The 26891-nt window shown below is 65.5% G+C and carries 26 protein-coding genes and 1 tRNA gene; 23 read left to right on the plus strand and 4 right to left on the minus strand.

The genetic code is table 11. The annotated features are described in order from the left end of the window. Nucleotides 1-30: 30 nt before the first annotated feature. Both ACSU1L_RS11355 and ACSU1L_RS11360 read left to right on the plus strand, forming a co-directional pair. Entirely contained in the window at nt 31-255 is a 225-nt protein-coding gene (locus ACSU1L_RS11355; protein ID WP_438255501.1) for a hypothetical protein, read from the plus strand. After that, entirely contained in the window at nt 252-710 is a 459-nt protein-coding gene (locus ACSU1L_RS11360; RefSeq protein ID WP_439255874.1) for a RidA family protein, read from the plus strand. Before ACSU1L_RS11355 ends, ACSU1L_RS11360 begins: the two co-directional genes overlap by 4 nt. 59 nt (nt 711-769) lie before the next feature. On the opposite strand, the gene ACSU1L_RS11365 is transcribed toward ACSU1L_RS11360, so the two are convergent. Beyond that, nucleotides 770-2857 (minus strand): hypothetical protein, encoded by a 2088-nt coding sequence (locus ACSU1L_RS11365; RefSeq protein WP_439255875.1) that lies wholly within the window; start codon nt 2855-2857, stop codon nt 770-772. 111 nt (nt 2858-2968) lie between these two features. Between ACSU1L_RS11365 and ACSU1L_RS11370 the strand changes: the two genes are divergently transcribed. Next, nucleotides 2969-3586, plus strand: coding sequence for a TetR/AcrR family transcriptional regulator (locus ACSU1L_RS11370; RefSeq protein ID WP_439255876.1), 618 nt, complete (start codon nt 2969-2971; stop codon nt 3584-3586). Between the two features lie 5 nt (nt 3587-3591). Here ACSU1L_RS11370 and acs read toward each other — a convergent pair whose 3' ends face one another. Then, complete coding sequence (acs, locus tag ACSU1L_RS11375; protein WP_439255877.1) at nt 3592-5559, minus strand: acetate--CoA ligase; 1968 nt, start codon at nt 5557-5559, stop codon at nt 3592-3594. A 373-nt stretch (nt 5560-5932) separates the two neighbouring features. Between acs and ACSU1L_RS11380 the strand changes: the two genes are divergently transcribed. The 14 genes from ACSU1L_RS11380 to ACSU1L_RS11445 all read left to right on the plus strand — a co-directional run bounded on the left by ACSU1L_RS11380 (nt 5933) and on the right by ACSU1L_RS11445 (nt 17627). Then, complete coding sequence (locus ACSU1L_RS11380; RefSeq protein ID WP_439255878.1) at nt 5933-6937, plus strand: TadA family conjugal transfer-associated ATPase; 1005 nt, start codon at nt 5933-5935, stop codon at nt 6935-6937. Further along, on the plus strand, nt 6931-7836 hold the full coding sequence (locus ACSU1L_RS11385; RefSeq protein WP_438255495.1) for a type II secretion system F family protein: 906 nt from the start codon (nt 6931-6933) through the stop codon (nt 7834-7836). The genes ACSU1L_RS11380 and ACSU1L_RS11385 overlap by 7 nt, the downstream gene beginning before the upstream one ends. Before the next feature lie 27 nt (nt 7837-7863). After that, complete coding sequence (locus ACSU1L_RS11390; RefSeq protein ID WP_438255494.1) at nt 7864-8061, plus strand: DUF4244 domain-containing protein; 198 nt, start codon at nt 7864-7866, stop codon at nt 8059-8061. A 4-nt stretch (nt 8062-8065) separates the two neighbouring features. Continuing rightward, the gene (locus ACSU1L_RS11395; protein ID WP_439255879.1) at nt 8066-8413 is read left to right on the plus strand and encodes a TadE family type IV pilus minor pilin; all 348 of its coding nucleotides are present in this window, start codon (nt 8066-8068) and stop codon (nt 8411-8413) included. Continuing rightward, nucleotides 8413-8742, plus strand: a complete 330-nt coding sequence (locus tag ACSU1L_RS11400; protein WP_438255492.1) for an Rv3654c family TadE-like protein — start codon at nt 8413-8415, stop codon at nt 8740-8742. Before ACSU1L_RS11395 ends, ACSU1L_RS11400 begins: the two co-directional genes overlap by 1 nt. 90 nt (nt 8743-8832) lie before the next feature. Beyond that, nucleotides 8833-11673 carry a type I DNA topoisomerase gene (gene topA / locus ACSU1L_RS11405; RefSeq protein ID WP_438255491.1) on the plus strand — a complete coding sequence of 947 codons (2841 nt, stop codon included), beginning with the start codon at nt 8833-8835 and terminating at the stop codon, nt 11671-11673. After that, a complete protein-coding gene (gene tmk / locus ACSU1L_RS11410) occupies nt 11670-12296 on the plus strand; it encodes a dTMP kinase (protein ID WP_439255880.1) in 627 nt (208 codons plus the stop codon). Before topA ends, tmk begins: the two co-directional genes overlap by 4 nt. Before the next feature lie 78 nt (nt 12297-12374). Beyond that, on the plus strand, nt 12375-13529 hold the full coding sequence (locus ACSU1L_RS11415; protein ID WP_439255881.1) for a DNA polymerase III subunit delta': 1155 nt from the start codon (nt 12375-12377) through the stop codon (nt 13527-13529). A gap of 41 nt (nt 13530-13570) precedes the next feature. Continuing rightward, on the plus strand, nt 13571-15094 hold the full coding sequence (locus ACSU1L_RS11420; RefSeq protein WP_439256074.1) for an alpha/beta hydrolase: 1524 nt from the start codon (nt 13571-13573) through the stop codon (nt 15092-15094). Between the two features lie 58 nt (nt 15095-15152). Continuing rightward, nucleotides 15153-15228: transfer RNA gene (locus ACSU1L_RS11425), tRNA-Thr, on the plus strand. Nucleotides 15229-15292: 64 nt separating this feature from the next. Beyond that, nucleotides 15293-15874, plus strand: a complete 582-nt coding sequence (locus ACSU1L_RS11430; RefSeq protein WP_439255882.1) for an isochorismatase family protein — start codon at nt 15293-15295, stop codon at nt 15872-15874. Beyond that, nucleotides 15871-16404 (plus strand): DUF1697 domain-containing protein, encoded by a 534-nt coding sequence (locus ACSU1L_RS11435; RefSeq protein WP_439255883.1) that lies wholly within the window; start codon nt 15871-15873, stop codon nt 16402-16404. The genes ACSU1L_RS11430 and ACSU1L_RS11435 overlap by 4 nt, the downstream gene beginning before the upstream one ends. Next, entirely contained in the window at nt 16401-17057 is a 657-nt protein-coding gene (locus ACSU1L_RS11440) for an IMPACT family protein (protein WP_438255486.1), read from the plus strand. The genes ACSU1L_RS11435 and ACSU1L_RS11440 overlap by 4 nt, the downstream gene beginning before the upstream one ends. 240 nt (nt 17058-17297) lie before the next feature. Continuing rightward, nucleotides 17298-17627 (plus strand): hypothetical protein, encoded by a 330-nt coding sequence (locus tag ACSU1L_RS11445; protein WP_438255485.1) that lies wholly within the window; start codon nt 17298-17300, stop codon nt 17625-17627. A gap of 571 nt (nt 17628-18198) precedes the next feature. On the opposite strand, the gene ACSU1L_RS11450 is transcribed toward ACSU1L_RS11445, so the two are convergent. Beyond that, the gene (locus ACSU1L_RS11450; protein ID WP_439255884.1) at nt 18199-18879 is read right to left on the minus strand and encodes a fasciclin domain-containing protein; all 681 of its coding nucleotides are present in this window, start codon (nt 18877-18879) and stop codon (nt 18199-18201) included. A gap of 402 nt (nt 18880-19281) precedes the next feature. Here ACSU1L_RS11450 and ACSU1L_RS11455 point away from each other — a divergent pair, with 402 nt between their 5' ends. From ACSU1L_RS11455 to ACSU1L_RS11480, 6 genes are all read left to right on the plus strand, one after another. Beyond that, on the plus strand, nt 19282-20739 hold the full coding sequence (locus ACSU1L_RS11455; protein WP_439255885.1) for a cytochrome c biogenesis protein DipZ: 1458 nt from the start codon (nt 19282-19284) through the stop codon (nt 20737-20739). Nucleotides 20740-20798: 59 nt separating this feature from the next. Beyond that, on the plus strand, nt 20799-21398 hold the full coding sequence (gene sigK / locus ACSU1L_RS11460; protein ID WP_439255886.1) for an ECF RNA polymerase sigma factor SigK: 600 nt from the start codon (nt 20799-20801) through the stop codon (nt 21396-21398). Next, entirely contained in the window at nt 21395-22162 is a 768-nt protein-coding gene (locus ACSU1L_RS11465) for an anti-sigma factor (protein ID WP_439255887.1), read from the plus strand. The genes sigK and ACSU1L_RS11465 overlap by 4 nt, the downstream gene beginning before the upstream one ends. Before the next feature lie 19 nt (nt 22163-22181). Further along, nucleotides 22182-22811, plus strand: a complete 630-nt coding sequence (locus ACSU1L_RS11470) for a DNA-directed RNA polymerase subunit beta (RefSeq protein ID WP_439255888.1) — start codon at nt 22182-22184, stop codon at nt 22809-22811. A 220-nt stretch (nt 22812-23031) separates the two neighbouring features. After that, a complete protein-coding gene (locus tag ACSU1L_RS11475; RefSeq protein ID WP_439255889.1) occupies nt 23032-23916 on the plus strand; it encodes an aminodeoxychorismate lyase in 885 nt (294 codons plus the stop codon). Between the two features lie 31 nt (nt 23917-23947). After that, nucleotides 23948-25645 carry a long-chain-fatty-acid--CoA ligase gene (locus ACSU1L_RS11480; protein WP_439255890.1) on the plus strand — a complete coding sequence of 566 codons (1698 nt, stop codon included), beginning with the start codon at nt 23948-23950 and terminating at the stop codon, nt 25643-25645. 198 nt (nt 25646-25843) lie between these two features. On the opposite strand, the gene ACSU1L_RS11485 is transcribed toward ACSU1L_RS11480, so the two are convergent. Then, entirely contained in the window at nt 25844-26749 is a 906-nt protein-coding gene (locus ACSU1L_RS11485; protein WP_439255891.1) for a type IV toxin-antitoxin system AbiEi family antitoxin domain-containing protein, read from the minus strand. Nucleotides 26750-26891: the final 142 nt, after the last annotated feature.

Consider the following 26891-nt stretch of genomic DNA (forward strand, 5'->3'; position numbering starts at 1 on the left):
TGCCGAGCGTCTCTGACGTGCAGGAGTGCCATGACCACGTGGGAGTATCTGACCACCCCGCTGCTGATTCACAACACCGCGGCGATCCTCAACAACTGGGGCAAGCAAGGCTGGGAGCTCGTGCAGGTCATCACCGGACCGGAAGGCGGCCTCGTCGCCTACCTCAAGCGCCCGGTCGCCGGTGACGACTCGAACACCGCCGGTCTCGCCGCCGCAGAGCAGGCCGCTCGCCGCTTCGAGGGTGACGGCGCATGAGCGTCGCTGCGCGTCTGAGCGAGCTCGGCATCGAGTTGCCCGAGGTGGCAACGCCCGTTGCAGCCTACGTGCCCGCAGTGGTGCACGCGGGCCTCGTCTACACGTCCGGACAGTTGCCGTTCGCTTCGGGAACGCTGCCGGCATCCGGCAAGGTCGGCGCAGATGTGACGGCTGAGGATGCCCAGGGCTACGCCCGCACGTGCGCCCTCAACGCGTTGGCGGCCGCTGCCGCTGCATCCGGTGGGGTGGACAAGCTCGGTGGAGTTCTGCGCGTCGGTGGCTTCGTGGCATCCGATCCGGCGTTCACCGGCCAGCCTGGTGTGATCAACGGCGCGAGCGAGGTTCTCGGCGAGATCTTCGGCGAGGCGGGCGTGCACGCCCGTGCCGCCGTCGGCGTCGCTGTGCTGCCGCTGGACAGCCCGGTCGAGGTTGAGGTCACCTTCATCCTCGCCTGACCTGTGGCGCGCAAAGCAGCCTCCCCATCACCTGATGGGGAGGCTGTTCGCGTTTCCGCCTACTGGGGGTCAGCGGCAACTCTCCGCCGCAGCAGCGGGGCACCGAGGAATGCGGCGAGACCCACGATGAGGAGTCCGGCTCCCGTGAGCAGTGTTGCGGTCGGCTCGATGCCGGTCGCCGCAAGCGAACCCTGCTGTTGTGGATGTGAGGTGGAGTTCTGCTGGACGGTGACACTTGAGATCAGCGTGACCCCGGCATCGGCAACGTCCAGGATGAGGTGGTGATCGCCATCTTGTACTGCGGCCAGATCGAAGCTGCCGGTCACCGTGCCGCTATCCCAGTGCACAGTGCCCAGAGCGATCGGCGTCGAGCGCATGTTGCCGATGATGCTCGAGCGCGCTTCGTTCATCTTTTTGACGAAGTTCGTCATCAAGTCGAACTCTTCGTTGCGCTTGCCCGTGAGCGCCTGCAACCTCAGCATGTCCATTTGCTGGCTGTTCGCCGTCGTATCGATCATGGTGCGCAGCGACTGGAGCAGCGATGCTGCGTCCGACGCGCGGTCCTCAGCGGAAGCGGAGAGGAAAGGATGATCGACGCCGGCGGCCTTCACTTCGTCAACGGATGCGGCGTAAGTCGTGTCGGAAGGTGAGGCGAGGTACACGGACACGGCGGATACCGCGGCGTTCAACAATCCGATCTCAGTGTTGCGCGCCTGAATCCCGGTGAGTTGCGCCGCCAGATCGGCATCGAGTGCGGAGGCGCGGGATGACTGGACGGCCATTAGTGCGGCCTCGAGACTCATTGCTGCCACCGGCGTCTGAATCAAGGCGATACCAGGGGCGGTCACCAGCGTGGCTGAACTCATGGCAGACAGCCCCGGCTGCAATGCAGGTGCAGGCGTCCACGCCAGGCCGAGCAACTGGCCTGCTGCATTGGTGACTGGGACGGGCTGGTTGCTGCGAGCGGCCGATAGCAGTTGGCTTAACTGGGCGTTGGTGATGCCGCCGATGGCTGCTCCGAGGTCCGCGGTGTTGCCCAGCGTTATCGGGGGGACGGGCGTCGGTGCGGGCGGGGTGATCGGGGACGGTGTCGGTGTCGGAGTGGAAGTGGGCAGGGGAGTCGGTTCCGCGGTGGGCTCGGGGGTCGGCTCGGTCGTGGGTTGCGGTGTCGGTTCCGTGGTGGGTTCCGTGGTGGGTTCCGGTGTCGGTTCCGTCGTGGGTTCCGGCGTCGGTTCCGTGGTGGGTTCCGGGGTCGGCTCGGTCGTGGGTTCCGGGGTCGGCTCGGTCGTGGGTTCCGGCGTCGGTTCCGTGGTGGGTTCCGGGGTCGGCTCGGTCGTGGGTTCCGGTGTCGGCTCGGTCGTGGGTTCCGGTGTCGGTTCCGTAGTGGGTTCCGGCTCCGGTGTCGGCACTGTACCGTTCGAGACGATCGCGAACCTGCGCTCAATCGTTAGCGCTGCCGGGCTCCTCTCAGCGGACGGAAGCGCGAACGGCTCGTTCGCAGCGGTCTGCGTGGGGTCGAGGTCGTACCCGGTCGGCGGTAGGAATCGCACGCTGTAGTCCGGGGAATCGCTCGTGGGTAGTGCGCCGGATGCGAACGAGCCGTCGGCGGCGATCGGCACCTGCTGTACGAGCGTGCCCGCGCTCGCGATGAGGATGCTGGCTCCACTGAGGTCGGCTACGGGCTCACCATCCGCTGTCGCGACGACGGATCCGGAAACAGCACCGAATGTGCCCCACAGCATGACCTCGACGGGAGCATCTCTGCTCATCGGGAACTCGGTGCGCGTCGAGGTCGTCTCGAGGTCGCCGATGGCGCCCGGCCACTCGGCATCCACTACATAGCTCGACTCGGCGCCGGTCACCTCGAGTTGGAGGGTGCCACCGGCTCCCGTGGTTCCGGAGGCGATCACCGTATCGTCGCCGTAGGGGCTGCGGATCGCGATCTCGACGCCGGCGAGGGATGCGGCATCCATCCCATCGGTGATATTCGTGGTGACGTCAACGGTGTGTGTCGACGACTCCTCGGCGTGAGCGACCAGCGGCACGGACATCAGCGTCAGACCGATCACCGTGGCGATTGCGCCGCTGGTTCGGGTGAGCGTGAAGGCCCTCGTGGGGGCGGGGCGATTATGAATCGGGCGACGCATGGGGTGCCTTTCAGCCGTGGCTATCTCGACAAGTATGGACTAAGTCCAAACTTACACACAAGCCAAACCTTGACTGAGTATTGTGGTGAGAGACGTTGCGGAGGAGCGAACATGGCTGAGGGGCTTCGCGAGCGCAAAATGCGTGTCGCCCGGCGTTCGATGGAGCGCGCGGCGGTGGATCTCGCGTATGAAGAAGGGGTGCAGGCGGTCACTGTCGACCGCGTGTGCGAAGCCGCGATGGTCTCTCGCAGTACGTTCTTCAACTATTTTTCCTCGCTTGACCAGGCGATCTTCGGCTCGGCGTTGGAGTACGATCCTGCGCTCACCGATCGCATCCTCACGCAGCACGCACATGATCTTGTGGTCGCGGCCAGCCTGATCGTGATGGCGTCGGTGCGGGGGCAGGCTGGCGATGACCTCACGCGCCGCCGGTTCGCGCTGTTCGTGCGTGAACCGGGCGTTACCAGCACGGTCTCCTGGGGGAGCGGGGTGAGCCGCGACCGACTTGTTGATGTGCTCGCCGCGTGGCTCGATGCGCATCCGGAGTATGCGCGTCTGGACGACGCCAATCATGTCGCCGAAGCAAGGGTGACGGTCGGCCTGGCGATCGCGCTCGGAGACGAAGTGCAGCGTCACGCGCGCGAGGTGGACGGGGAATTCCCGATCGATCTCGAGCTGATTCAGGTCGTACGCGCTCAGATGGCTGCGATAAGCATCCAGGCAGGGTGACCGGGCTACTTCACCTGCGCCGAGATAATGCTCATCACCGCGGTGTCGGCGAGCGTCGTCGTATCGCCGACCTCACGGCCTTCGGCGACATCGCGCAGCAGGCGCCGCATGATCTTGCCCGAGCGGGTCTTGGGCAGCTCTCCCACGATGTAGACGTCGCGGGGGCGAGCGATCGCACCGATCTGCTCACCGACCCACTGACGCAGTTGCGTGGCGAGGCCCGCGGGGTCATGCGCCGACAGGTAGCTCTCTTTGAGGATCACGAAGGCGACGACCGCCTGCCCGGTGGTCTCATCGGATGCCCCGACCACAGCAGCCTCGGCCGTTGCCTCGTGTGCCACCAGGGACGACTCGATCTCGGCCGTGGAGAGCCGGTGCCCGGAGACGTTCATCACGTCGTCCACTCGGCCGAGTAGCCACAGATCCCCGTCTTCATCGAGGCGGGCGCCGTCGCCGGCGAAGTAGTACCCCTGCTTTTCGAACTTGTCCCAGTACGTCTCCTTGTAGCGCTCCGGGTCGCCCCAGATGCCGCGCAGCATCGCCGGCCATGGTTCGGTGATCACGAGCAGCCCGCCGTCGCCAGCGCTGGCTGCTTCTCCAGACTCATCCACGACACCGAGCGAGATGCCCGGGACAGGAACCTGCGCAGAGCCCGGCTTCGCCGCGGTGATGCCGGGCAGGGGCGAAACCATGATCGCGCCGGTCTCGGTCTGCCACCAGGTGTCGACGATCGGAGCGCGGTTCGCGCCGATGACTTCGCGGTACCACATCCAGGCCTCGGGGTTGATCGGTTCGCCCACCGACCCGAGCAGTCGGATCGATGACAGATCGAACTTCTCCGGGATGCTGCGTCCGGTCTTCATGAACGAGCGGATCGCCGTGGGGGCGGTGTAGAAGATCGAGACCTTGTACTTTTCGATCAGCTCCCACCAGCGGCCAGGATGCGGGGCATCCGGGGTTCCCTCATAAAGCACCTGGGTCGCACCGTTGGCGAGCGGACCGTAGGTGACGTAGCTGTGGCCCGTGACCCAACCGATGTCAGCCGTGCACCAGAACACGTCGGTCTCGGGCTTCAGGTCGAAGACGTTCCGGTGCGTGTACGCCGCCTGGGTCAAATATCCCCCCGAGGTGTGCAGGATGCCCTTGGGGTTTCCGGTCGTGCCCGAGGTGTACAGGATGAACAGCGGGTTCTCGGCGGGGAACGGCTGGGCTTCGTGCTCGCCGGAGGCGACGGGGACCTCTTCATGCCACCAGTGGTCGCGCCCCTCGATCCAATCGACGTCGTTATTGCCGCGCTTGACGACCAGCACATGCTCGACGGTCTGCTGCTCACCGTCGCCGCGGTCGCTGAGCGCCTGATCGACGGCGGGCTTGAGTGCGGAGACGCGGCCCTTGCGATAGCCGCCGTCAGCGGTGATGACGACCTTCGCGCCGGCATCGTCGATGCGCGAGCGCAGGCTGTCGGCGCTGAATCCGCCGAAGACGACCGAGTGGATCGCGCCGAGGCGCGCGACAGCGAGCATGGATGCGACGGCTTCGGGAATCATCGGCAGGTAGATGGCGACACGGTCCCCGGCACCCACGCCATAGCCGGCGAGCACGTTGGCGACACGCTTGACCTCATCGGTGAGGTCGGCGTAGGTGATGCGGCGGGAGTCGCCCGGCTCGCCCTCCCACAGGAGCGCGACACGGTCGCCGTTGCCTTCTTCGACGTGACGGTCGAGGCAGTTATATGCGACGTTGAGTTCGCCGTCGTCGAACCACTTCGCGAACGGCGGGTTAGACCAGTCCAGAACGCGGGTGAAGGGCTTGTGCCAGTGCAGCAGCTCGCGGGCCTGATCTCCCCAGAAGGCCTCACGGTCGCCGGCTGCTCGTTCGTAGATCTCCGGCTGTGCGACGGCAGCGGCGGCGAATTCGTCCGAGGGCGGAAATTGCCGGGTCTCGTCGAGGAGATGGTCGATCTGGCTGCTCATGGCACGCGCTCCTTTGCGGCGGGACAGGTCGCGCGAAACGCACGACCGGGACAGGGTGAATCTAGTCTGCGCCTGATTCTGCCAATACTGCCGAAAGTTGGTAGTACTCGGGCTTTTGCGACCACAGCCTGGTTGCGTACACTCGACGACAGCCGAATTCTGATTCTGGCCTTGGCGTGCCCGCTTCCCCCAAGCATCGGTGCGCCAGTGGGCGGCACCTCATTCCCCCCGTGAGGTGCCGCCCTCCTCTGTTTACGCCTGCCAGCACACGTGCGATTGCAGTCGTTGTGCACAATCGACGGATGCTGCGAGTTGCTCACAGGGATGGGGTTCTGGCCCTCCGTGCGGATGCTGCGCGGCATAGTTTCGGGGCATGCCACAGCCGTTCATCATTCAGCCGCGCACCGGGATGCGGACCGCTGGCGCCGCAGCGGTCATTCCGGCCGATCTGGATGCCGCCTTCGGCCCGCTCGCCGAGCACTGCGCTGATCCGCGCGTCACCGACATCTTCGTCAACGGTGGCGACGGGCTTTTCGTCGATCGCGGCGGCGGCGCCGAGCGCGTCGGAGCGTGGGCAGCATCCGAGCGCGAGGTCCGGGATCTTGCGGTCGCGCTGATCGGCGCGGGTGGGCGTCATCTGGACGATCAGTCCCCGTGCGTCGATGTGCGACTGGCCTCCGGCATCCGTGTGCACGCTGTGCTAGCGCCGGTTTCAACTTCGGGCACGGCGCTGTCGGTGCGCATCCCGCGGGTCCGGGCAGCAGATCTCGATGCGCTGGCCGAGCTCGGCGCGTTCGATTCCCGTCAGCGTGTCTGGCTGGAGCAGCTCGTGATCGAGCGGGCGAACATTCTGCTCACCGGAGGCACCGGCACCGGCAAGACGACGCTGCTGGCTGCACTTCTGCACGCGGTTCCCGCATCGGAGCGGATCGTGACGATCGAGGATGTTGCTGAGCTTCGGCCGCAGCATCCGCATCACGTCGCGCTGGAAGCGCGGCAGGCGAACCTGGAGGGCGCCGGATCCATCACCCTTGCTCGTCTGGTGCGCGAGTCGCTGCGGATGCGCCCCGATCGGCTCGTCGTCGGCGAGTGCCGCGGCGAGGAGGTGCGCGAGCTGCTGTCGGCCTTGAACACCGGTCACGACGGCGGTGCCGGAACTCTGCATGCCAGCGGCCTCGTCGATGTTCCCGCCCGGCTCGAGGCGCTGGGCGCGCTTGCCGGGCTCGATGCGACGGCGCTTGCTCGGCAGGCGGTGAGCGCTTTCACCGTGGTGATCCATCTGGCCCGTGGCACGGACGGTGTGCGAAGGATCGCCCAGGCGGGGCGGATGATGCTGCGCGCTGATCGGCTGGACATCGAGGAGGTGCAGCCATGGTGAAGCTGCTGTCGCGCCCGAGCGCACCGACCGATGACAGCGCCGAGGCGGCCGCCGTCTCGGTGCGCACGCTCGCGGTGCTGCTGCAGGCGGGGGCTGTGCCCTTAACCGCTTGGCGGCACCTCTCGGACGCCGGTGATGCGCATGCCGAACGCGTGGTCGAACGCTGCGATGACGGCATGCCGCTGGTCGCGGCGATCGAGGCCGATGGCGGCGCGTGGAGTGATGTCGCGGCCGCATGGGATATCGCCACGACAGTCGGGGCGCCGCTCGCCGACGTGCTCAGGTCGCTCGCTGAGACGATGCAGGATGCTGCGTCCGCCGCCGACGACGTGCGCATCGCCCTCGCAGAACCTGCCGGAACCGCCCGGCTGCTGCTGTGGATGCCGCTTGCAGGGCTTCTGCTGGGAGTCGCACTGGGATTCGACACTGTGGGTGTCGTCATCGGCAACCCGATCGGAACGGCGTGTCTGGTTGCCGGGCTCGTGCTCGTGCTCTGCGCACGAATGTGGACGCGGCGTCTGCTTCGCCGTGCGCAACCGGACCCGGGGACTCCGGGGATGCACGCAGAGCTCGTCGCTGTCGCCCTGTCGGGTGGAACCTCCATCGAGCGTTCGCTGCGCCTGGTCGAAGACAGCCCTGCGCGGGATCGCTTCAGCGCCGCTCGTACCGGGGGAGTGCTGGAGCTGTCGCGGGCAGCCGGTGTCCCCGCCGGTGAACTGCTGCGCGCGGCCGCCGCGCAGGAGCGTCACGATGCGCGCATCCGCGGCCGCGTCCGTGCGGCCAAACTCTCCTCGCAGCTTCTCATCCCTCTGGGCGTGTGCACGCTGCCGGCCTTTCTGCTGCTGGGCGTCGCGCCGCTCATGCTCGCCGTACTCACCTCAACCCCGCTGCCGATCTGACAGCGCCACTGAAGAAAGAAGGAAAAGATGAATACCATTCCCACTCTCACCAGACAGCGCGCCGCCGCGCTGTTCACCGACGAAAGCGGTGCGGCAACGGCAGAGTATGCCGTGACCACGATGGCGGCGGTCGCGTTCGCCGGGCTGCTGGTGGTCATCATGCGCTCGGATGAGGTGCGCGGCATCCTCACCGATCTCGTGCGCCGGGCGTTGACCGTGTCGTAGGCCGATGCATACGAACACCGGCAGCGACGATCGCGGATCCGTCGCCGCAGAGCTCGCCCTGGCCCTGCCTGCAGTGGTGCTTGCACTTCTGCTCGGGGCGGGCGCGCTGGGCGCGGCGGCGCAGCAGGTCATACTGCAGGATTCCGTTGCTGATGCGGCGCGGTTGCTCGGTCGCGGCGAGAGCGCCGAGGCCGCGCACGCCGTCGTGGCAGCCGCCGTCAGCGGAGCGCAGGTGACGAGCGGGCCGCAGGGCGATCTGTCCTGTGTCAGCGCACGCATCGACGTGTCGATCGGCTCGGTCATCAGCATCCCGCTGGCAGCATCGAGTTGTGCGCTCAGCGGAGGTCTGTGATGGCAGGATCCGCACTGGCTGCCGGAGTGCTGGCCGTCGCGGCGTCCCTTTCTCTCGGGCTCGCGGCGGTCGGCGGCGCCGCAGTGATCGCACAGCGCGCGGCCGGGGCAGCCGACGCCGCAGCCCTGGCTGCAGCGGACAGCGTATCCGGGGCGATCATCACCGATGAGGACCCCTGTGCGCTCGCCGCACGGGTAGCCGCGGCATCCGGAGCGACCCTCACCTCATGTGCGATCTCCGGCCCGGTGGCAACAGTTGAGGTTCAAGCGGCGTACGCTGGTCTAGCTGCCGTCTCCCGGGCCCGCGCTGGGCCACCCGAGGGATTCTGACGGCAATGATTCAGGACTCCGATCACGGCTCTGCTGTGAACGCGCCACGAAAGCGGTGTGTATGGTGTGCTTCGAAGAAAGGACGCACCCTTGGCTGAAGGCAAAAAGCTCGTCATCGTCGAGTCTCCGACGAAGATGCGGTCGATTCAGGGGTATCTCGGCGACGATTACGAGGTACTCAGCTCTGTCGGCCATATTCGCGACCTCGCTGATAAGAAAGACATCCCCGCCGCCGACAAGGCCGCCTACGGGAAGTACTCGATCGACATCGACAACGGTTTCGATCCTTACTATGTGGTCTCCGATCGGAAGACCAAGACGGTCGCCGAACTCAAGCGCGCGCTGAAGCATGCCGACGAAGTCCTGCTCGCAACTGATGAGGACCGCGAGGGCGAGGCCATCGCGTGGCACCTGCTGGAGACGCTGAAGCCGAAGGTGCCCGTCAAACGCATGGTGTTCCACGAGATCACCAAGGACGCGATCCAGGCAGCTGTCGGCAACACCCGTGAGCTCGACCTCGCGCTCGTCGACGCTCAGGAGACCCGTCGTATCCTTGACCGCCTGTACGGCTGGGATGTCTCGCCTGTGCTCTGGTACAAGGTGAAGACGGGTCTGTCGGCAGGACGAGTGCAGTCCGCCGCCACCCGCATGATCGTCGAGCGGGAACGCGAGCGCATGGCGTTCGTCTCGGCCGAATACTGGGACGTCGACGCCTCCGCCTCCGCCACCGGTACCGCCTTCAAGGTGCGCCTGGTGCGTGTCGACGGCGGCCAGCTCGCCCGCGGCACCGACTTCGATGACGCCGGAAAGCTGAAGAAGGCCGTCGTCGTCCTCGACGAAACCCGCGCCACCGCCCTCGCGCATGCCGTTGACGCCGCAGGCGCCGGCACCGTGACCAAGGTTGAGGCCAAGCCGGGAACGCGCAGCCCATACGCACCGTTCACCACCTCCACGCTGCAGCAGGAAGCCGGCCGCAAGCTCTCGATGAGCGCAAAGCAGGCGATGAGCGTCGCACAACGTCTGTACGAAAAGGGTTTTATCACCTATATGCGTACCGACTCCGTCGCGCTGAGCACCCAGGCGGTGCAGGCTGCACGGAGCCAGGCTGTCTCGCTTTACGGTGACAAGGCCGTGCCGCTGAAGCCGCGGATGTACAAGTCCAAGAGCAAGAACGCGCAGGAGGCGCACGAGGCGATCCGTCCCTCGGGTGAAACCTTCCGCACTCCGGCATCCGTTTCCGGTGAACTCGATCGCGAAGAGCAACGCGTCTACGACCTGATCTGGAAGCGCACCGTCGCCAGCCAGATGGCCGATGCGAAGTACGAGACCACTACGGTCACGCTGTCCGTCGATGCAGCAGGTCAGAAGGCCGAGTTCACGGCTTCCGGAACCGTGTACACGTTCAAGGGCTTCCTTGAGGCGTACGAAGAGGGGCGCGACGAGAAGCGCAGCGACTCCGACGCCGCCACCAACCAGTCCCTGCCTGCCGTCGCCGTCGGTGACGAGCTGGCCGTATCGGATGCTGAGGCGAAGGGCCACAAGACCAACCCGAAGCCCCGCTTCACTGAGGCATCGTTGGTGAAGGCGCTCGAAGAATATGGCATCGGTCGCCCGTCGACGTTCGCCAGCATCATCGGCACCGTCATCGACCGCGGCTACGCCACCAAGCGCGGCCAGGCACTCGTGCCGACCTGGATGGCGTTCAGTGTCGTGCGTCTGCTGGAGGAGCACTTCGCAGACCTCATCGACTACGACTTCACCGCGTCGCTCGAAGATGACCTGGATGCGATCGCCCGCGGCGAGCAGAAGCGCGTTGAATGGCTGAAGTCGTTCTACTTCGGATCCGATGCGCATGTGGGCCTCCGCCACGTTGTCGACAACCTCGGAGAGATCGACGCACGCGCGCTGAACTCGACCAAGATCACTGACACCGCAACACTCCGTTTCGGCAAGTACGGGCCCTACCTGGAGGTCATCGACCCGGCCAAGCCCGACGAGCGCGGCCGTATCGTCAACGTTCCCGAAGAGCTCGCTCCGGATGAGCTGACCGCGGCCAAGGCGCAGGAGCTCATCGACGCGCCTGTGGCCGGAGACCGCGTTCTCGGCGAGAACCCGGAGAACGGGCGGATCATCGTCGTCAAGGATGGCCGTTACGGCCCCTACGTGCAGGAGAACCTGCCCGAGGAAGACGTCGCCGTCGACGAAACGACCGGTGAAGTCGTGGATGCTCCGAAGAAGAAGAAGACCGCGAAGAAGGATGCGCCCAAGCCGCGCACCGGATCGCTGTTCCGATCGATGTCGGTGGACACCGTCGACCTCGACACCGCGCTGCAGTTGCTGAGCCTGCCGCGCATCGTCGGCACGGACCCGGAATCGGGCGACGAGATCACCGCCCAGAACGGCCGTTACGGTCCGTACCTGAAGAAGGGCACCGACTCGCGCTCTCTCGAGGGCGAGCAGCAGATCTTCGACGTCACTCTGGAGCAGGCACTCGCGATCTACGCCCAGCCGAAGTATGGGGCGGGGTCCCGCCGGGCATCCAGCGCGCTCGCCGAGTTCGAGGCTGACCCGGTCAGTGGCAAGCCGATCCGCATCCGGGATGGTCGCTTCGGCGCCTATGTCACCGATGGTGAGACGAATGTGACGATTCCGCGCGGTCAGAAGCCGGAAGACATCACCTTCGAGATCGCCGTGCAGATGCTCGCCGACAAGCGTGCCAAGGGTCCGGTCGCCAAGCGCGGTGCGAAGAAGGCGCCGGCGAAGAAGGCCGCTGCCAAGAAGCCGGCCGCGAAGAAGGCTCCAGCAAAGAAGGCTCCTGCGAAGACGGACGAGGAGAAGGCGGCAGCACGCTCGGCGGCAGCCAAGAAGGCCGCGGCAACGCGCGCGGCGAACGCCGCGGCGAAGGCTGCGAAGCAGAAGGCGGACTCGTGACCCCACGACGGGGAACCTGGATCACCTTGGAGGGTGGCGACGGCTCGGGAAAGACAACCCAGGCTCAGCTGCTCGAGGCCACGCTGACGGATGCCGGGCACACCGTGCTGCGCACACGCGAGCCTGGTGGCAGCGAGGTCGGTGAGCTCATCCGCAATATCGTGCTGCACCACCGTGGTGACATCGCCCCGCGGGCGGAGGCGCTGCTGTACGCGGCCGACCGCGCCCACCACATCGCGACGGTCGTGAAGCCAGCGCTGGAGCGCGGCGAGATCGTGCTTCAGGATCGCTACCTCGACTCCTCCGTCGCTTATCAGGGCGCTGGTCGCGTGCTCGACGCCGATCAGGTGCGTGAACTTTCCCTGTGGGCTGCAGAGGGAGCGCTGCCGGATCTGACCGTCCTGCTGGATCTTGATCCGGCGATCGCGCGGGAGCGGCTGAACTCGGACGAAAAGCCCTTCGACCGCCTCGAAGCGGAGAAGACCGAATTCCACACCCGTGTGCGTGCCGGATTCCTCGCGCTGGCGGAAGCGGAACCGGAGAGATTCCTCGTACTGGATGCCGCGACACCCGCAGACTCGCTCGCCGCGCACATCGCCGAACGCGTCAACGCACTGATCTGATCGCGACTGGCGCTGTCGTGACGGCAGGTTCTGATCTGACCGGCAGGCTCTGTCGCAGGCTCAAGTTAGGCTGAGAATATGACCGCGACCCTTGCCCCGTTCCCCTGGACGGACGTCTCGGGGCAAGATGACGCGGTCGAAACTCTGCGGGCCGCGGCATCCGATCCTGGCGCGCTCTCGCACGCCTGGTTGATCACCGGCCCGCCTGGATCAGGCCGCTCCACGCTGGCCTATGCCTTCGCGGCTGCCCTCATCGCCAGCGGACCAGACGATGAGCACACCATGCGTCAGGTGCTCGCCGGTACGCATCCCGATGTCACGGCGCTGCGCACAGACAAAGTCATCATCACGATCAAAGAGGCCCGCGCGCTCGTGGAGCGTTCGTACTTCGCGCCGTCGGCGGGCCGCTACCGGGTCATCGTCGTCGAGGATGCCGACCGGATGGTCGAGCGCACCTCCAACGTGCTGCTGAAAGCGCTGGAAGAGCCCCCGGAGCGGACCGTGTGGATCCTGTGCGCGCCGAGCGAGGCCGATCTGCTGCCGACGATTCGCTCGCGGGTGCGTCCACTGCGTCTGCGGGAGCTCGATGTCAGCGACGTCGCCAGCCTGATTGTGCAGCGCACGGGTGCCGATGAGGCCACGGCGGAGCAGGCGGCTCGGCACGCGCAACGACACATCGGCATGGCGCAGCGGCTGGCGACGGATGATGCAGCCCGTCGCCGCCGCGATCTGACGCTGCGCTCGGTGCTGGCCGTGCGCGGCGTGGGAAGCGCTGTTGAGACTGCCGGTGAGATCATCCAGGCGGCAACAGATGACGCCAAATCACTCACGGTAGAGCGTGATTCTGCCGAACGCACCTCACTGCTGCGCACAGTCGGAATCGCCGAGGGGCAGGCGGTCCCTCCAGCGCTGCGTGCGCAGATCTCGGCGCTCGAAGACGATCAGAAGAAGCGGGCCACCCGGAGCCTCCGCGATGGAATCGATCGCGTGCTCACAGATCTGCAGTCGATGTTCCGCGATGTGGTGATGCTGCAGTTTGGGCGTGCCGACGATCTCATAAACCGTGAGTTACATGATGATCTGAGCGCTTTGGCTACCGCTTGGCCGGTCGAACGTACGCTGGTCGTTCTCGACCATCTCGCCGAGACGCGGGAATCGCTGGAGCGTAACGTCGCGCCGACTCTCGCACTGGAAAGTTTGCTCGTGACTGTCGCGAGCGGAAGGAAACCGTGAGCACTCGACAGACAACCTCTCGTCTACGCCGTTTCTCCGTGATGACGGCCGGGCTCGTCGCCGCTTCTGTGGCGCTGAGCGGATGCCTGTACGCGGTGATCCCCGAGGGTGTCGCACCGCGACCATCCCAGACGAAGAGCCCCGATACCGCTGGCGTGGCGGCGGAATTGCTGCCGTTCTACGAACAGGAACCCCAGTGGGAACCGTGCGATGAAGGCGGCCCCGGATTCGACTGCACCGTGATCGATGCGCCGCTCGACTGGGAGAACCCCGATGCGGGCGAGATCGAATTGTCGATCGTGCGCCACCAGGCCGTCAATTCTCCGATGGGGTCACTTCTCACGAACCCGGGCGGCCCCGGCGGCAGTGGGCGGTCCTTCATCCTGAACAGCCTGGACTACGCGGTCGGCAGCGAGCTGATCGAGAACTACGACGTGATCGGTTTCGACCCGCGCGGGGTGGGCGAATCCACCGCAGTAACCTGCTTCGACGCCGCAGCGATGGACGCCTACCTCTACGACATCCCGGAGGCCGATCGCGGCAGCGACGAGTGGGAGGCAGAACTCACCGAACGCGACAAGGAGTTCGCTGCTGCGTGCGAGGCCAATAGTGACGGCATCCTGCCGTTCATCACGACGATCAACTCCGCCCGCGACATGGACTTGATCCGTGCAGTGCTCGGAGATGAGCAGCTGAACTACATCGGTTTCTCGTATGGGACGTTCCTCGGGGCGACCTACGCGAACCTGTACCCCGACAAGGCCGGCCGTCTCGTGCTCGATGGCGCGGTTGATCCCTCTGTCTCCGGGCTCGAGGTGGGTACCACCCAGGCCCTCGGATTCGAATCGGCGCTGCGCGCGTACATGCAGGACTGCCTTGATTCGGGTTCCTGTCCATTCAACGGCACGGTCGATGAGGCGATGGATGATCTCGGTGCGCTTTTGGCCAGCGTTGACCGCCGACCGCTGCGCAATGGCGATGGGCGCATGCTCGGTGCCGATTCGCTCATGACGGCGATCATCGTCACGCTGTACTCGGAGGAGAACTGGGTGGTGCTCACCCAGGCGCTGGACGGTGTCCTGCAGGGCGATGCCTATGTCGCGTTCTACCTCGCCGACCAGTACAACGGGCGTCAAGACGGCGTCTACATCGACAACTCCTCCGAGGCGTTCACCGCCTACAACTGCATGGACTATCCGCTCGAGGACGACCAAGCCGCTGAAGACGCCGCGATGAAGAAGATCGACGCACAGGCGCCGACTGTCGCGCCGTACTGGAGCGGCCCGGACACCTGCGCCGTGTGGCCCCATGACCCCACCGGTACGCGGAATGAAATCCATGCCGAAGGTGCAGGACCGATCGTCGTGATCGGCACGACGAACGATCCGGCGACGCCGTACGAGTGGTCGGTTTCGTTGGCTGATCAGCTGGAAGAGGGCGTGCTGGTCACTCGCGTGGGTGAAGGCCACACCGGCTACAACAAGGGCAACATCTGCGTTGATCAGGCCGTGGTGGGCTTCTTCCTCGACGATGTTGTGCCCGAGGACGGGCTGGAGTGCGATTGATTCGCGGTGATGGCATGAACAGGGTAATATCGTTCATCGTGCCGCTTTCGTAGCGCACGCCGCCTTAGCTCAGTCGGTAGAGCATCTCACTCGTAATGAGAAGGTCGTCAGTTCGATTCTGACAGGCGGCTCCACGGGCCCCGTGATGCGAACAGCATCACGGGGCCGTTTCGTTCCGGAACCGCGTACGCTCGAATCATGACCAGGGCACTTCTCATCGTCGACGTGCAGAACGACTTCACCGAGGGCGGCGCGCTCGCCGTCGTTGGCGGGGATGCCGTGGCATCCGGTGTCGCCGCTTTTCTGACCAGTAAGGCGGGGGACTACGACGTGATCGTGGCGTCACGCGACTGGCACGATGCCACCGGTGACAACGGCGGGCACTTCGCCGAGAATCCGGACTTCATCGACACCTGGCCGGTGCACTGCGTCGCCGGCACCGACGGCGCTGAATACGACCCGCTGCTCGTCACCGATGCGGTTACGCACCACGTCCGCAAGGGCCAGGGTGTGCCGGCGTACTCGATGTTTGAGGGCGTCACCGATGACGGCAGTGCCGTTGCTGCTGTGCTGGCCGAGCGCGGTGTGCTCAGCGCCGACATCGTCGGTATCGCTACGGATCACTGCGTGCGGGCATCCGCCCTTGACACCATCGCGCACGGTGTGCACGTTCGTGTGCTGACCGATCTAGTCGCCGGAGTGGGTGCTGACAGCAGCGCGGCGGCGCTGGCAGAGCTCGCCCACGCAGGAGCCGAACTGCTGCCGAGTTCCGACGCGTGAGCGGGAGCGTGCTGCTGCTGCGGGCGGTGAATGTCAGCGGCCGAAATCTCATCCCGATGGCGCGGCTGCGTGAGGTGCTGGCATCCGAAACCAACCTCACGGGAGTGTCCACCTACATCGCCAGCGGCAATATCATCTGTGACGAACCAGCGGATGCTGCAGCCGCGTGCGCGCTCGTTCGCGAAGTCATCGCCAGGGAGTTCGACGTCGACACCGCGGTCATCGCCCGCACGCATGCAGCGCTGACCGCGTCGCTTGCCGCGCACCCGTTCGCGGAGCATGAGGAGAAATTCGTGCACGCGATGTTCCTGGAGGCGGCCCCGGCCGCGGGCGCTGTGACGGCGTTGGAGGAACGGCTGGTGCCCGGCGAGGAGATCGCGCTCGTCGGGTCCGACCTGTGGATCGCGTACTCTCCGGGCGGCGTGGCAGCGACGAAGCTGACCACGGCGGTGTTCGATCGTGCGTTGGGCGTGGCGGGGACGGCGCGGAACCTGCGCACCGTCCGTAAGCTCGCCGAGCTGACGGCATGACCGCGTACCCGGCTACGATCGCGGCGACCGTTGAACATGAGCTGGTGATCAAGAAGTCCCGGTTCATTACGCATGTCGCTCCCGTCGCGTCGCCGGAGGAGGCGGATGCTGTCATCGCCGCGGTGAAGAAGCGCGCGTGGGATGCTCGGCACAACTGTGCAGCACAGGTGACCGGCGTGCTCGGCGACAGAGCCCGGTCGTCGGATGATGGTGAGCCGTCGGGGACGGCGGGCGTGCCGATGCTCGAGGTGCTCAGGCGGCGCGAGCTGACGGATATCGTCGCGGTGGTGACGCGCTACTTCGGCGGCATCAAGCTGGGCGCCGGCGGGCTGGTGCGCGCGTACTCGTCGGCCGTATCCGAAGCGTTGGATCTGGCGACGATTGTGGACCGGCACGTGCTGGCCGCGGTGACCGTCGCTGTTGAGCATGCGGATGCCGGGCGCTTCGACAACCTCTTGCGTGAGTGGGTCCAGGCGCACGGTGCCGTGCTCGGCGATCCGGTCTATGCGGCAGAGGCGACGTTCGAGGTATGGGCGCCGCCGGCCGAGCTGGCGCTGCTGGCGGCGCACGTTGCGGAAGCCTCCGGTGGAGCTGTCGCCGCCGAGCGAACTGGAATCGAGCGTCTGGTGGGGGTGCCGCGAATACGCGGATGATTGCGTCCGGGCGAGCGATCAGGCGGTCTGGGCTTGGTCCATGCGCATGCGCGCCAGCGCCGGTGATCGCTTCCGGGACGTTTGGACTCGCTCAGAGGATGGATGCCGAGAAGGGGCGGCCGGGCACAGTGAGGCGTGCTAGCCACACGCGATTCAGTCAGCGGGCGGGGCGCCGGATGCGGATGCTGCCATCGCTGCGGACCGCCAGTTGCTCCCCATCCGCTCGTACGTCACGATCGCGTGGCAATTCCGACACCGGACATCGCACAGGTCGATTTCGTTACGAACTATACGAAGGCTGAAGCCATCGCGGGCCAGCTTCATCACTCCGTCGCGCTTGTTGGTGCCCGGACGATGGTCAAAATCGAGGACTCGCAAGTCGGAAGCGCCGCAGTCGACGCATGGGTGGGACATGAGGTAGTCAGTGACGAGCGCGATATTCGTGGCGCGTTGAGCATTGTTGCGCGCACGGATCACAGCAATGTGGTGCTCGCGATTGCGCTGATAGTACTGGCGAGAGGACGCTCGGTTGCAGTCCCGACAGACTTCCTGACGTCCGTCGGCGCGTGAGGCTTTTCGATTGAAGTCGGTCAACGGTTTGACCTTCTGACAGGTGCCGCAGTTCTTCATAGCGGCACTTTAACGCCGAGGTCAGACGTTATATGCGGTGGGCCCCACGGGGCTCGAACCCGTGACCCGCGGATTAACATACCACTTCGACTTTCGCCGCCGCCCACTGGGCGTTCGTGGTCTGGACTGTCCCTTCACCTTAGCTTTCGCTTTAGGTGCCACCCGTCCAGTCTCTACACCTTCCGAACTTGCGTCCGGCTTGGCTCGGGATTGCCAACTGATTTCTCAGGAAGGGTTCCCCGACTTTGAGTGGTGTCATCCCCGGAGTTTCCCCCGAGGCGCTCCTATTTTGTTGAAGTCCGATGCTCTGCCAACTGAGCTAGAGGCCCGCGTATCTCAGTCTAGCGGCACTTCTCGCCTGTCCGTTTCACGGGAGCTCGGAAGGTTCAGCCTTGGGTACGCTGAACATGCCTGCGGCGACGTACGACGCATATGTGCGGGCGTCGATGTCTGGTGCACCGGCGCCCGCACTGCGTCCAAATGCCGAGAACCCCACTCGGCACGTTCCGGACTATTCGGCCGGAGGCATCAGAACCGAGTCGATCAGGTACACGGTCGCGTTGGCGGTCTGGACGCCGCCGCAGATCACGTTTGCATCGTTGACCATCCACGCATCTCCGCTGCCGGTGACCTCGACGTCCGTACCCTGCACGGTGGTGTGCATACCCGCGATATCGGCCGGCTCGATCTGGCCGGGAACCACGTGGTAGGTCAGGATCGATGACAGTGTGGCCGAGTCAGTCTTCAAGCCCTCGATGGTGGCGGGGTCGATCATCGCGAACGCGTCATCCACCGGGGCAAACACGGTGAACTCATCGCCATTGAGCGTGTCGACGAGGTTGACATCGGGGTTGAGCTGACCGCTTACGGCTGCGACCAGCGTCGTCAGCATCGGGTTGTTGGATGCGGCGACCGCAACCGGGTCCTGCGACATTCCCTGGATCGAACCGTCGCCGTCTGGCACAGCCTCGGCGTACGCCTCACAGCCGGGACCGACGAGGTTCGCCGCCGGATCCATGCTCTCGTCGGGCATCGCCTCGGATGTCTCAGCCGTCGTCTCAGACGTCTCAGGTGCGGTGGACTCGGCCGAATCATCAGTCGTGTCTGAACTCATCGAACAACCCGACAGCACGAGAACGCTGGCGAAGCCGAGCGACAGAGCTGCGGTGATCTTCTTCTTGGTGCTGAACATGTCTACCTCCGGGAATCGGAGCCACGGACTTCCCGTGGCGTTGATGATTCTTCGGAGCCCCTTCCGCATTGGATGGGAACTTTCTTGAAAAACTTCTGAGCCAATCCGTTCGGCCGCTCAATCCGAAGTACCCGCAACGGAAGGCGAGGAAATGGACCTCATCATCATCGGGCTGCTCGGCGGCCTCATCACGGGGATCTCGCCGTGCATCCTGCCGGTGCTGCCGGTCATCTTCCTCACGGGAGGCGCGCAGTCGGCGCGCTTCGACGGTGAGACAACACCGGCACGACGCAGTCGTCCTTACCTGGTCATTGCCGGACTCGTTCTGAGCTTCAGCCTGGTCACTCTGGTCGGATCCCTCATCCTCGGCTTCTCAACCTCCCGCAGGACATCATCCGATGGGTGGGGATCGTCGTCCTCGCGCTGCTCGGCGTCGGGCTTCTTGTGCCGAAGTTCGAGCGGCTGCTGGAAAAGCCCTTCCAACGTCTTCAGTCTCGAAAGGAAGTGAAGAACCAGGGGAGCGGCTTTGGTGTCGGGCTCGCGCTCGGCGCGGTCTTCGTTCCCTGCGCTGGTCCGGTGCTCGCGGCGATCATCGTGGCAGGCGCCACCGGTCAGATCGGCATCGGCACCGTGGCGCTCACACTCTCCTTCTCCATCGGTGTGGCCATTCCGCTCCTCGTTTTCGCGCTCGCCGGGCGTGGCGTGGTCGAGCGCATCCGCGCCTTCCGCACGAGAGAGCGCGGACTGCGCATCGCCGCCGGTATCGCGATGATCGCGCTCGCTGTCGGGCTCGTCTTCAACGTGCCGCAGATGCTGCAGCGGCTGGTTCCGGACTACACGGCCGGGATCCAAAAAGACCTGGCGGACAAGCAGGCCGATGCGCTCGACCTCGGCGGCCTCGTCACCGACGAAAACCGCGAACTCGACAACTGCACCAACGGAGCCGAAGAGCTCGAGTCCTGCGGGACGGCACCATCGATTCGCGGCATCGAGGAGTGGCTGAACACCACCGGCGGTGAAGGGATCGACCTGGATGATCTGCGCGGGCAGGTCGTGCTGATCGATTTCTGGGCGTACTCGTGCATTAACTGCCAGCGCTCCCTCCCACACGTCGTTGCCTGGAACAAAGCATATGAAGACGCCGGTCTACAGGTCATCGGCATCCATTCCCCCGAGTACGCGTTCGAGAAGGATGCGGCCAATGTGGCTGCCGGTATCGAGGAGCACGGCATCGACTACCCCGTGGCGCTCGACAACAACCTGTCCACCTGGACGAACTATCGCAACCGCTACTGGCCCGCGCACTACCTCATCGACGCCGAAGGCGTCGTCCGGCACATTTCGTTCGGCGAGGGCAACTACGCCGCCACCGAGAGCATGATCCGCGAGCTGCTCGAGGACGCCGATCCCGACGTCCAACTGCCGGTGCCGACCGAGATCGCGGACGAGACACCTGAACTCGGATCAACCACGCCCGAGACATTCCTCGGCTCGTCCAAGGACGTCAACTACGGCGGTGGCGACGCGTACCGTGCGGGAACCTCCACCTTCGCCTTCCCGGACGAACAGCCCGATGATTCCTTCGCGCTCAACGGTGAATGGGAGATCGCGACGCAGTACGCGACACCGACCGCTGAGGGAGCAAGCATCCGCCTGATGTATCGAGCATCCGAGATCAGGATCGTACTGGCGGGCGAGGGAGACGTGGTCGTGACCGCGCAGGACGGGAAGTCGCGCACGATCACTGTCGACGGCACACCGAAGTCGTATGAGCTGCTGAAGGTCGACGCGGGGGAGACGGGAGAGCTGACCGTCGAGATTCCGATCGGCGTCCAAGCCTATTCGTTCACCTTCGGTTAAGTCCTGACGAGATGCGGCCCTGATCGGCGCGTGGTTCGTAGGAGGGGAGGAGATGCGGCATGCTTATCGAAATGGTTATCGACGGCGTGGAGATGCCGGAGGACGGCACAGCGGGAGACCCCGTTGCCGAACTCCTCCTCCGCGTAGCCGACGGGGACCAGCGGGCGTTTGCTGAACTCTATGATCTGCTTTCGTCGCGAGTTTTCGGGCTCATCCTGCGCGTGCTCGTCAATCGCTCACAGAGCGAAGAAGTGCTTCAGGAGGTCTTCCTGGAGATCTGGCAATCCGCGGGGCGGTTCGCTCCGAACAAAGGACAGGGACGAACCTGGGTCCTCACGATCGCTCACCGTCGCGCTGTGGATCGCGTCCGTTCGTCGCAATCGAGCACCGACCGCGACATCCGGGTCGGGACCCGCGACGTGGTTGTGGCTCACGACAGCGTTGCCGAGCAGGTCGAACTGAGTATCGATGGTGACCGCGTGGTGGCAGCGCTGGGAACGCTGCCGGAATCCCAGCGTGAAGCGCTCGTGCTGTCGTATTTCGGCGGTTACAGTCAAAGCGAGATCGCGGTCCTGACGCAGGTGCCGCTGGGAACGATCAAGACGAGGATGAGAGACGGACTCTCACGTCTGCGAAGTGTGATGGGGGTGACCGCATGAACGAGAGGGAATTCGCCGAGCTCGCTGCAGGCCACGCCCTTGATGCGCTGTCCGATGCCGACCAGCGGCGTTTCATCGATGCGCTCGAGTCTCATCCGGAGTGGGCTGCGATCGCCGCGGACGATGCCGAGACGGCAAATCTGATGGCGGATGCTGTGTCCGCTGTCGAACCGCCTGCCAGTATTCGCGAGGCCCTGCTCGTCCAAATCGCGAAGGGGCAGACGCAGGGACCAGCGCCCGGCCCCACCCTGGCATCTGGCCCCGCCCCGGCAACCGATGCCGAACCCGCGCATGCGCGCGCGCCTCGACGCTGGAGCCGTGGGCTGTTCGCGCTCGCCGCCTCGGTGGTGCTGATCGTCGGTCTCGGAGTCGGCGCGGCCGTTCTGATTCCGCAACTGATGCGCCCAGCATCCGTCATCGCATTGGAGCAGATCGAAGCGGCGCCGGATGCCCAACAGGCCAGCGTCGAGCTGGACTCCGGGCTGCAGGCGACCGCGCACTGGGCCGAGTCAGAAGGAAACGCGGTTCTCGTCGCTGAGGGCTTGGACGCACTCGATGATGAACAGACGTACCAGTTGTGGTTCGTGCGCGGCGAGCAGCCGGTGCCTGCCGGACTGTTCGAGACGGATGGCGGAAACGCGACAGCACTGCTCGATGGGCCGATGCGTGCCGGTGATGTGATCGCCGTCACCGTGGAGCCAGCGGGGGGTTCTCCCACGGGGCTTCCGACAACGGATCCCATCATCGTGATCCCCACCGCCTGAGCGCGAGTAGCCTGGAGGGATGCCTGAGCAGTTTCACCGTCCTATCCGGCGACCCTCCACGGCGTTCGACAATCTTGTCGGATCGTCGGGGTCGGTCGAGGCTCGACGAGTCGCTCATGCCACGGCATCCGCACTCGTGCAGCGCGCCCGCGACGACGAGAGCGGAGAAAGCGCCCGGCGCCTGATCGAGTTCACCAGCGAGTTCGGTATTGACGACATCGCGGAACTCTGGGCGGACGCACCGGCCGTGTCGCTGCCCGGCGCACTCTGGCGGCTGTATCTGCTGCAACTCTCGATTCACAACGATTCGCAGACCGCCGCGCTGCTGTATGAGCGCGGTCGCGTTGAGTTGCGATCGGTGGATGCTGTTATTGCCGGCGCTCCGGCACCCGCGAGCCCGGAGGAGCTTGTCACGCTGATCGACACGATTCTGCGGGGCGTGTTCCAGGGGGACTTCGCGGTCGCGCTCGAACGGGCCGCGGCGTTCTGCCGTGTGCAGGTCTCCGGGGCGACGCACGTCGCCGACGACTACGAGGCGACGGAAGCCGAGCGGGCCACACAGTTGACTGCCAGGGCGCGGCGGCTGCACACCTTCGCGAACGATTTGACCGCCGCGGCAGGCCTGTGGCGTGTCGGTTCACTGAACTGACAGGGTCGGGCCCTGGGATCTGAACCGGTGCGGAGCCTGAACCGGTGCGGAGCCGAACTGACGCTGGGAATGAGAAGACCGGGCCGCAAAAACGCCTCTCGGCGGGAGGCCGCTCGTAGCGGCAGAATTTGGAGCCCGGGGTTATGCGGCCCGGCCATTCAATTGTAACGCCCCGGAACCGAAGGTATTCCCGCTGGGGCCTCTGCCGTAGAGTCGGGTCATGGCACAGCGCTTCGCCCTGATCATCGATCCTGTGGACGCCTCCGAGGAGCGTGCCGACTACGCGGACACATTCACGATCGTCGATGCCGCAGCCCCGGCCCTGAGTGTCGGAGAGCTGAGTACGCAGCGCGGTGACGGCGTTTTCGAGTCGATCGGAGTCATCGACGGGCACGCGCAAGAGGTGCTGCCGCATCTGGAGCGACTGGCCAACTCCGCGCGGATCTGCGACCTCCCCGTGCCCCATGCAGAGCAGTGGCGCCAAGCAGTGGCGGTGGCTGCTGCCCAGTGCCCGCCGGGCGAGGCCGTGATCAAACTGATCCTCAGTCGCGGGGTCGAGCATGGGCCCACGCCGACGGCGTGGGTGACGGCTGCGCCGGCAACCGACTTCGCGGCCGTGCGCGAAGCGGGAGTGCGCGTGGTGACGCTGGAGCGTGGCTACGACCTCGATGTGGCAGAGCGCGCACCCTGGCTGTTACTGGGGGCAAAGACGCTGTCGTACGCGGTCAACATGGCAGCGCTGCGCGAAGCGCGCAGACGCGGGGCGGATGATGCGGTGTTCGTGTCGACGGACGGTTTCGTGCTCGAAGCTCCCACCGCGTCGCTGATCCTGCGGTTCGGTGGCCGCTTCTTGACGCCGGCGCCGGCGGGTGGCATCCTGCACGGCACCACACAGCTGAGCGTTTACGAATTCTTCGTCCGACGCGGCTTCGAAACGGGGTACGACCGGATTCCGGCATCCGATCTCGCACAGGCGGATGCCGCGTGGCTGGTGTCGAGTGTGCGGCTGGCCGTACCGATCACGGCCATCGACGGCACCGCGCTGTCCGTCGACACCGAATTCACCGCTGAGATGAACCGATATTTGCTGTCTGCCCGAGACTGACAGCGGCCCGCGTTCGAGGCAGGATGGAGATATGTCTGCCAGTACTTACGAATCACGACCATGGCTTGCGGCATACGCGGATGGCGTTCCCGCTGAGATAGGCGTGCCCGCACAGACGCTTCCGGAGATGATCGATGCGAGCGTCAAGGCGTTCGCGCGGCGGCCTGCGCTCGAGTTCTTCGGTGCCGTCACGAGCTACCGGGATCTGGGGGAGCAGATCCAGCGAGCTGCAGAAGGGCTGCGGCGCCTGGGCGTGAAGCAAGGGGACCGCGTCGCGTTGGTTCTGCCGAACTGTCCGCAGCACGTCGTCGCCTTCTATGCGGCGCTCCGGCTGGGCGCAATCGTCATCGAACACAACCCGCTCTACACCGCCCGTGAACTGCGTCACCAGTTCGAGGACCACGGCGCCCGCGTCGCGATCGTCTGGGACAAGAGCGTCGACACGCTCGCCGACTTTCCCGCGGATCTCAAGCTCGAGCGCATCATCAGCGTCGACATCACCACTGCACTCCCGTTCGCAAAGCGGCTGGCTCTGCGTCTGCCGTTGAGGAAAGCTCGCGAATCGCGCAACAAGCTGACCGGAACGCCCCAGGCGAGGGGGACGCTCACCTGGAAGAAACTGCTCGACAATCGTCGGATCTCGCGGCGCACTGCCGGTCCCCGGCTTGAGGACGTCGCCCTGCTCCAGTACACGAGTGGCACGACCGGTGACCCGAAGGGCGCGATCCTCACACACTCGAATCTGCGCGCGAATGCCATGCAGGGCCGCGCCTGGGTGCCAGGACTCGTCGACGGTGAGGAGACGTTCTATGGCGTACTGCCGCTGTTCCACGCGTACGGGATGACGTTGTGTCTCACCTTCGCTATGAGCATCGGCGCGAAGCTCGTGCTGTTCCCCACCTTTGATCTCGACCTGGTGACGGATGCTGCGCGCACGAGTCCGCCGACCTTCCTGCCTGCGGTGCCACCGATCTACGACCAGCTCGCCCGTGCTGCATCCCGCGGCTCCATCGACCTCTCGACGGTGCGATTCGCGATCTCCGGCGCCATGAGCCTGCCCGTCGAGACGGTCCGGCGCTGGGAGGAAGCCACCGGAGGTCTTCTCGTCGAGGGGTATGGCATGACGGAGGCCTCACCGGTGGCGCTCGGCAACCCGATGGGTCCCACTCGACGGCCCGGCACCGTGGGCGTGCCCTTCCCCAGCACGGAGATTCGTGTCGTCGATCCGAGTGATCCCGCTGTTGATCTGGCGTTCGGAGAACGAGGCGAACTCCTCATCCGCGGGCCGCAGGTGTTCCAAGGTTATTGGCGGCGCCCTGGCGACACGGCAGCCGTGCTGCTCGCTGACGGATGGCTGCGAACGGGCGACATCGCTGAGGTCTCTGCAGACGGTTTCGTGACGATCGTCGATCGGCTCAAGGAGCTCATCATCACCGGCGGCTTCAACGTATCGCCCACCGAAGTCGAGCAGGCTCTTGAGGCGCATCCAGACGTCGTCTCCGCAGCCGTCGTTGGGGTCCCGCGATCGAACGGCAGTGAAGACGTCGTGGCGGCCGTCGTGCTTCGTGAGGGAGCGGTCCTCGATGCAGGCGCACTGCGGGACTTCTGCCGCACCCGACTCGCGTCCTACAAGGTGCCCCGGCGAATCACCGCTGTCGATGATCTGCCTCGGTCACTCATCGGCAAGGTGCTGCGGCGTCAGGTTCGAGACCGGATGCTCTCGGCATAGCCCGACCCGGGCCGACCCGACCCGACCGGCGGCCTCGCCGCACGGCTGATCCGCGGGTGCCGAATCCCAGACGCCTCCGGTCGGCCTCGGCGTGTCGGCGGGGGATTGGCGCCTGACACGCCGCGTGTGCAACGGCGCGTCTGGGATTCGGTGCACCGGGCGCCGATCACCCTCGGGATTCGGCGCACCGTATGCCGATCACCCTCGGAGATGAGCGCCCGCCTGCACCTTCGCGATGATCGCCGCAGCCACCGTCGGCCAGTCATGCACGATCAAGGCGTAGTCGAACCGCAGGGTCTCATAGCCGAGTGCAGCAGCCTTCGCGTCGCGCACAAGGTCTTTATGGCGACGCGAGGTTCGCGCGGCCGTGGCTGATGGATCATCGTCGTGGTTCTCCTTTCCGTCAGCCTCCACGATCAGTCGATCGCCGATGACGAAATCCACTTCGCCGACGCCTTCGATGGACACCTGCGTGCGCACCGATATCCCGAGAAGATGCAGGCGGAGCCTGATCAGAGACTCGAGACCGCTGTCGGCATCTGCGCGCGCGAAGCCGAGCATCCAACGCAGCTCACTCGGAAGGCGCGCACTCAGCCAGGTCATACCGCTCGGCGGGATCAGCGCCTTGCGCAGAGCAGACTCCAGCGCTGCGAAGAAAGTCTCGTCGTCTGCGCACACCGCGATCTGCAGAAGCACATTCGCAACAGGAGGAAGATCCCCAGGCGCGGCATCGCCGTCGTCCCAGTGCCAGATGAGTGATTCATCACACCCATCGCCAAAGCATGGATGACGTTGCCCCGCGTGACCGATCCACACGTGGCGCGGCGACGAGACAGCAGCGCACGGCTCTCGCTCGTCGAAGATCCACAAACCGTGCATCCGTCCGGCGACCAGGCAGGACGGTGTACCGCCGTGCCATGCGGCATGCAGAAGCTCCTCCGAGGTGTCATGAGCCGCATACAGTCCTTGCCGGATGCGAATGATCTCGCCGGCGGCGCGAGCCCGAGAGATCTCCCGTTTCGTCACGCCGTGAGCACGCAGTTCGTGTGTGCGGACGATCGGGCCGTAGACAGCGAGGGCAGCGGATGCAAGGACGAAGGACATCGTCCGAGCATCCGCTCGTCAGGTCACAGCCGAACCCTCAGAACCCACGATTCGTGGAAAACTCGGCCGTTCCTAAAGATGTGCAGAACGTGTCGGCGGTGCCGAATCGCAGACGGTTGCGTGCTTGTACGGCGTGTCGCGG

It is taken from the genome of Microbacterium sp. A94 (assembly GCF_051842855.1).
Classification (GTDB): Bacteria; Actinomycetota; Actinomycetes; order Actinomycetales; family Microbacteriaceae; genus Microbacterium.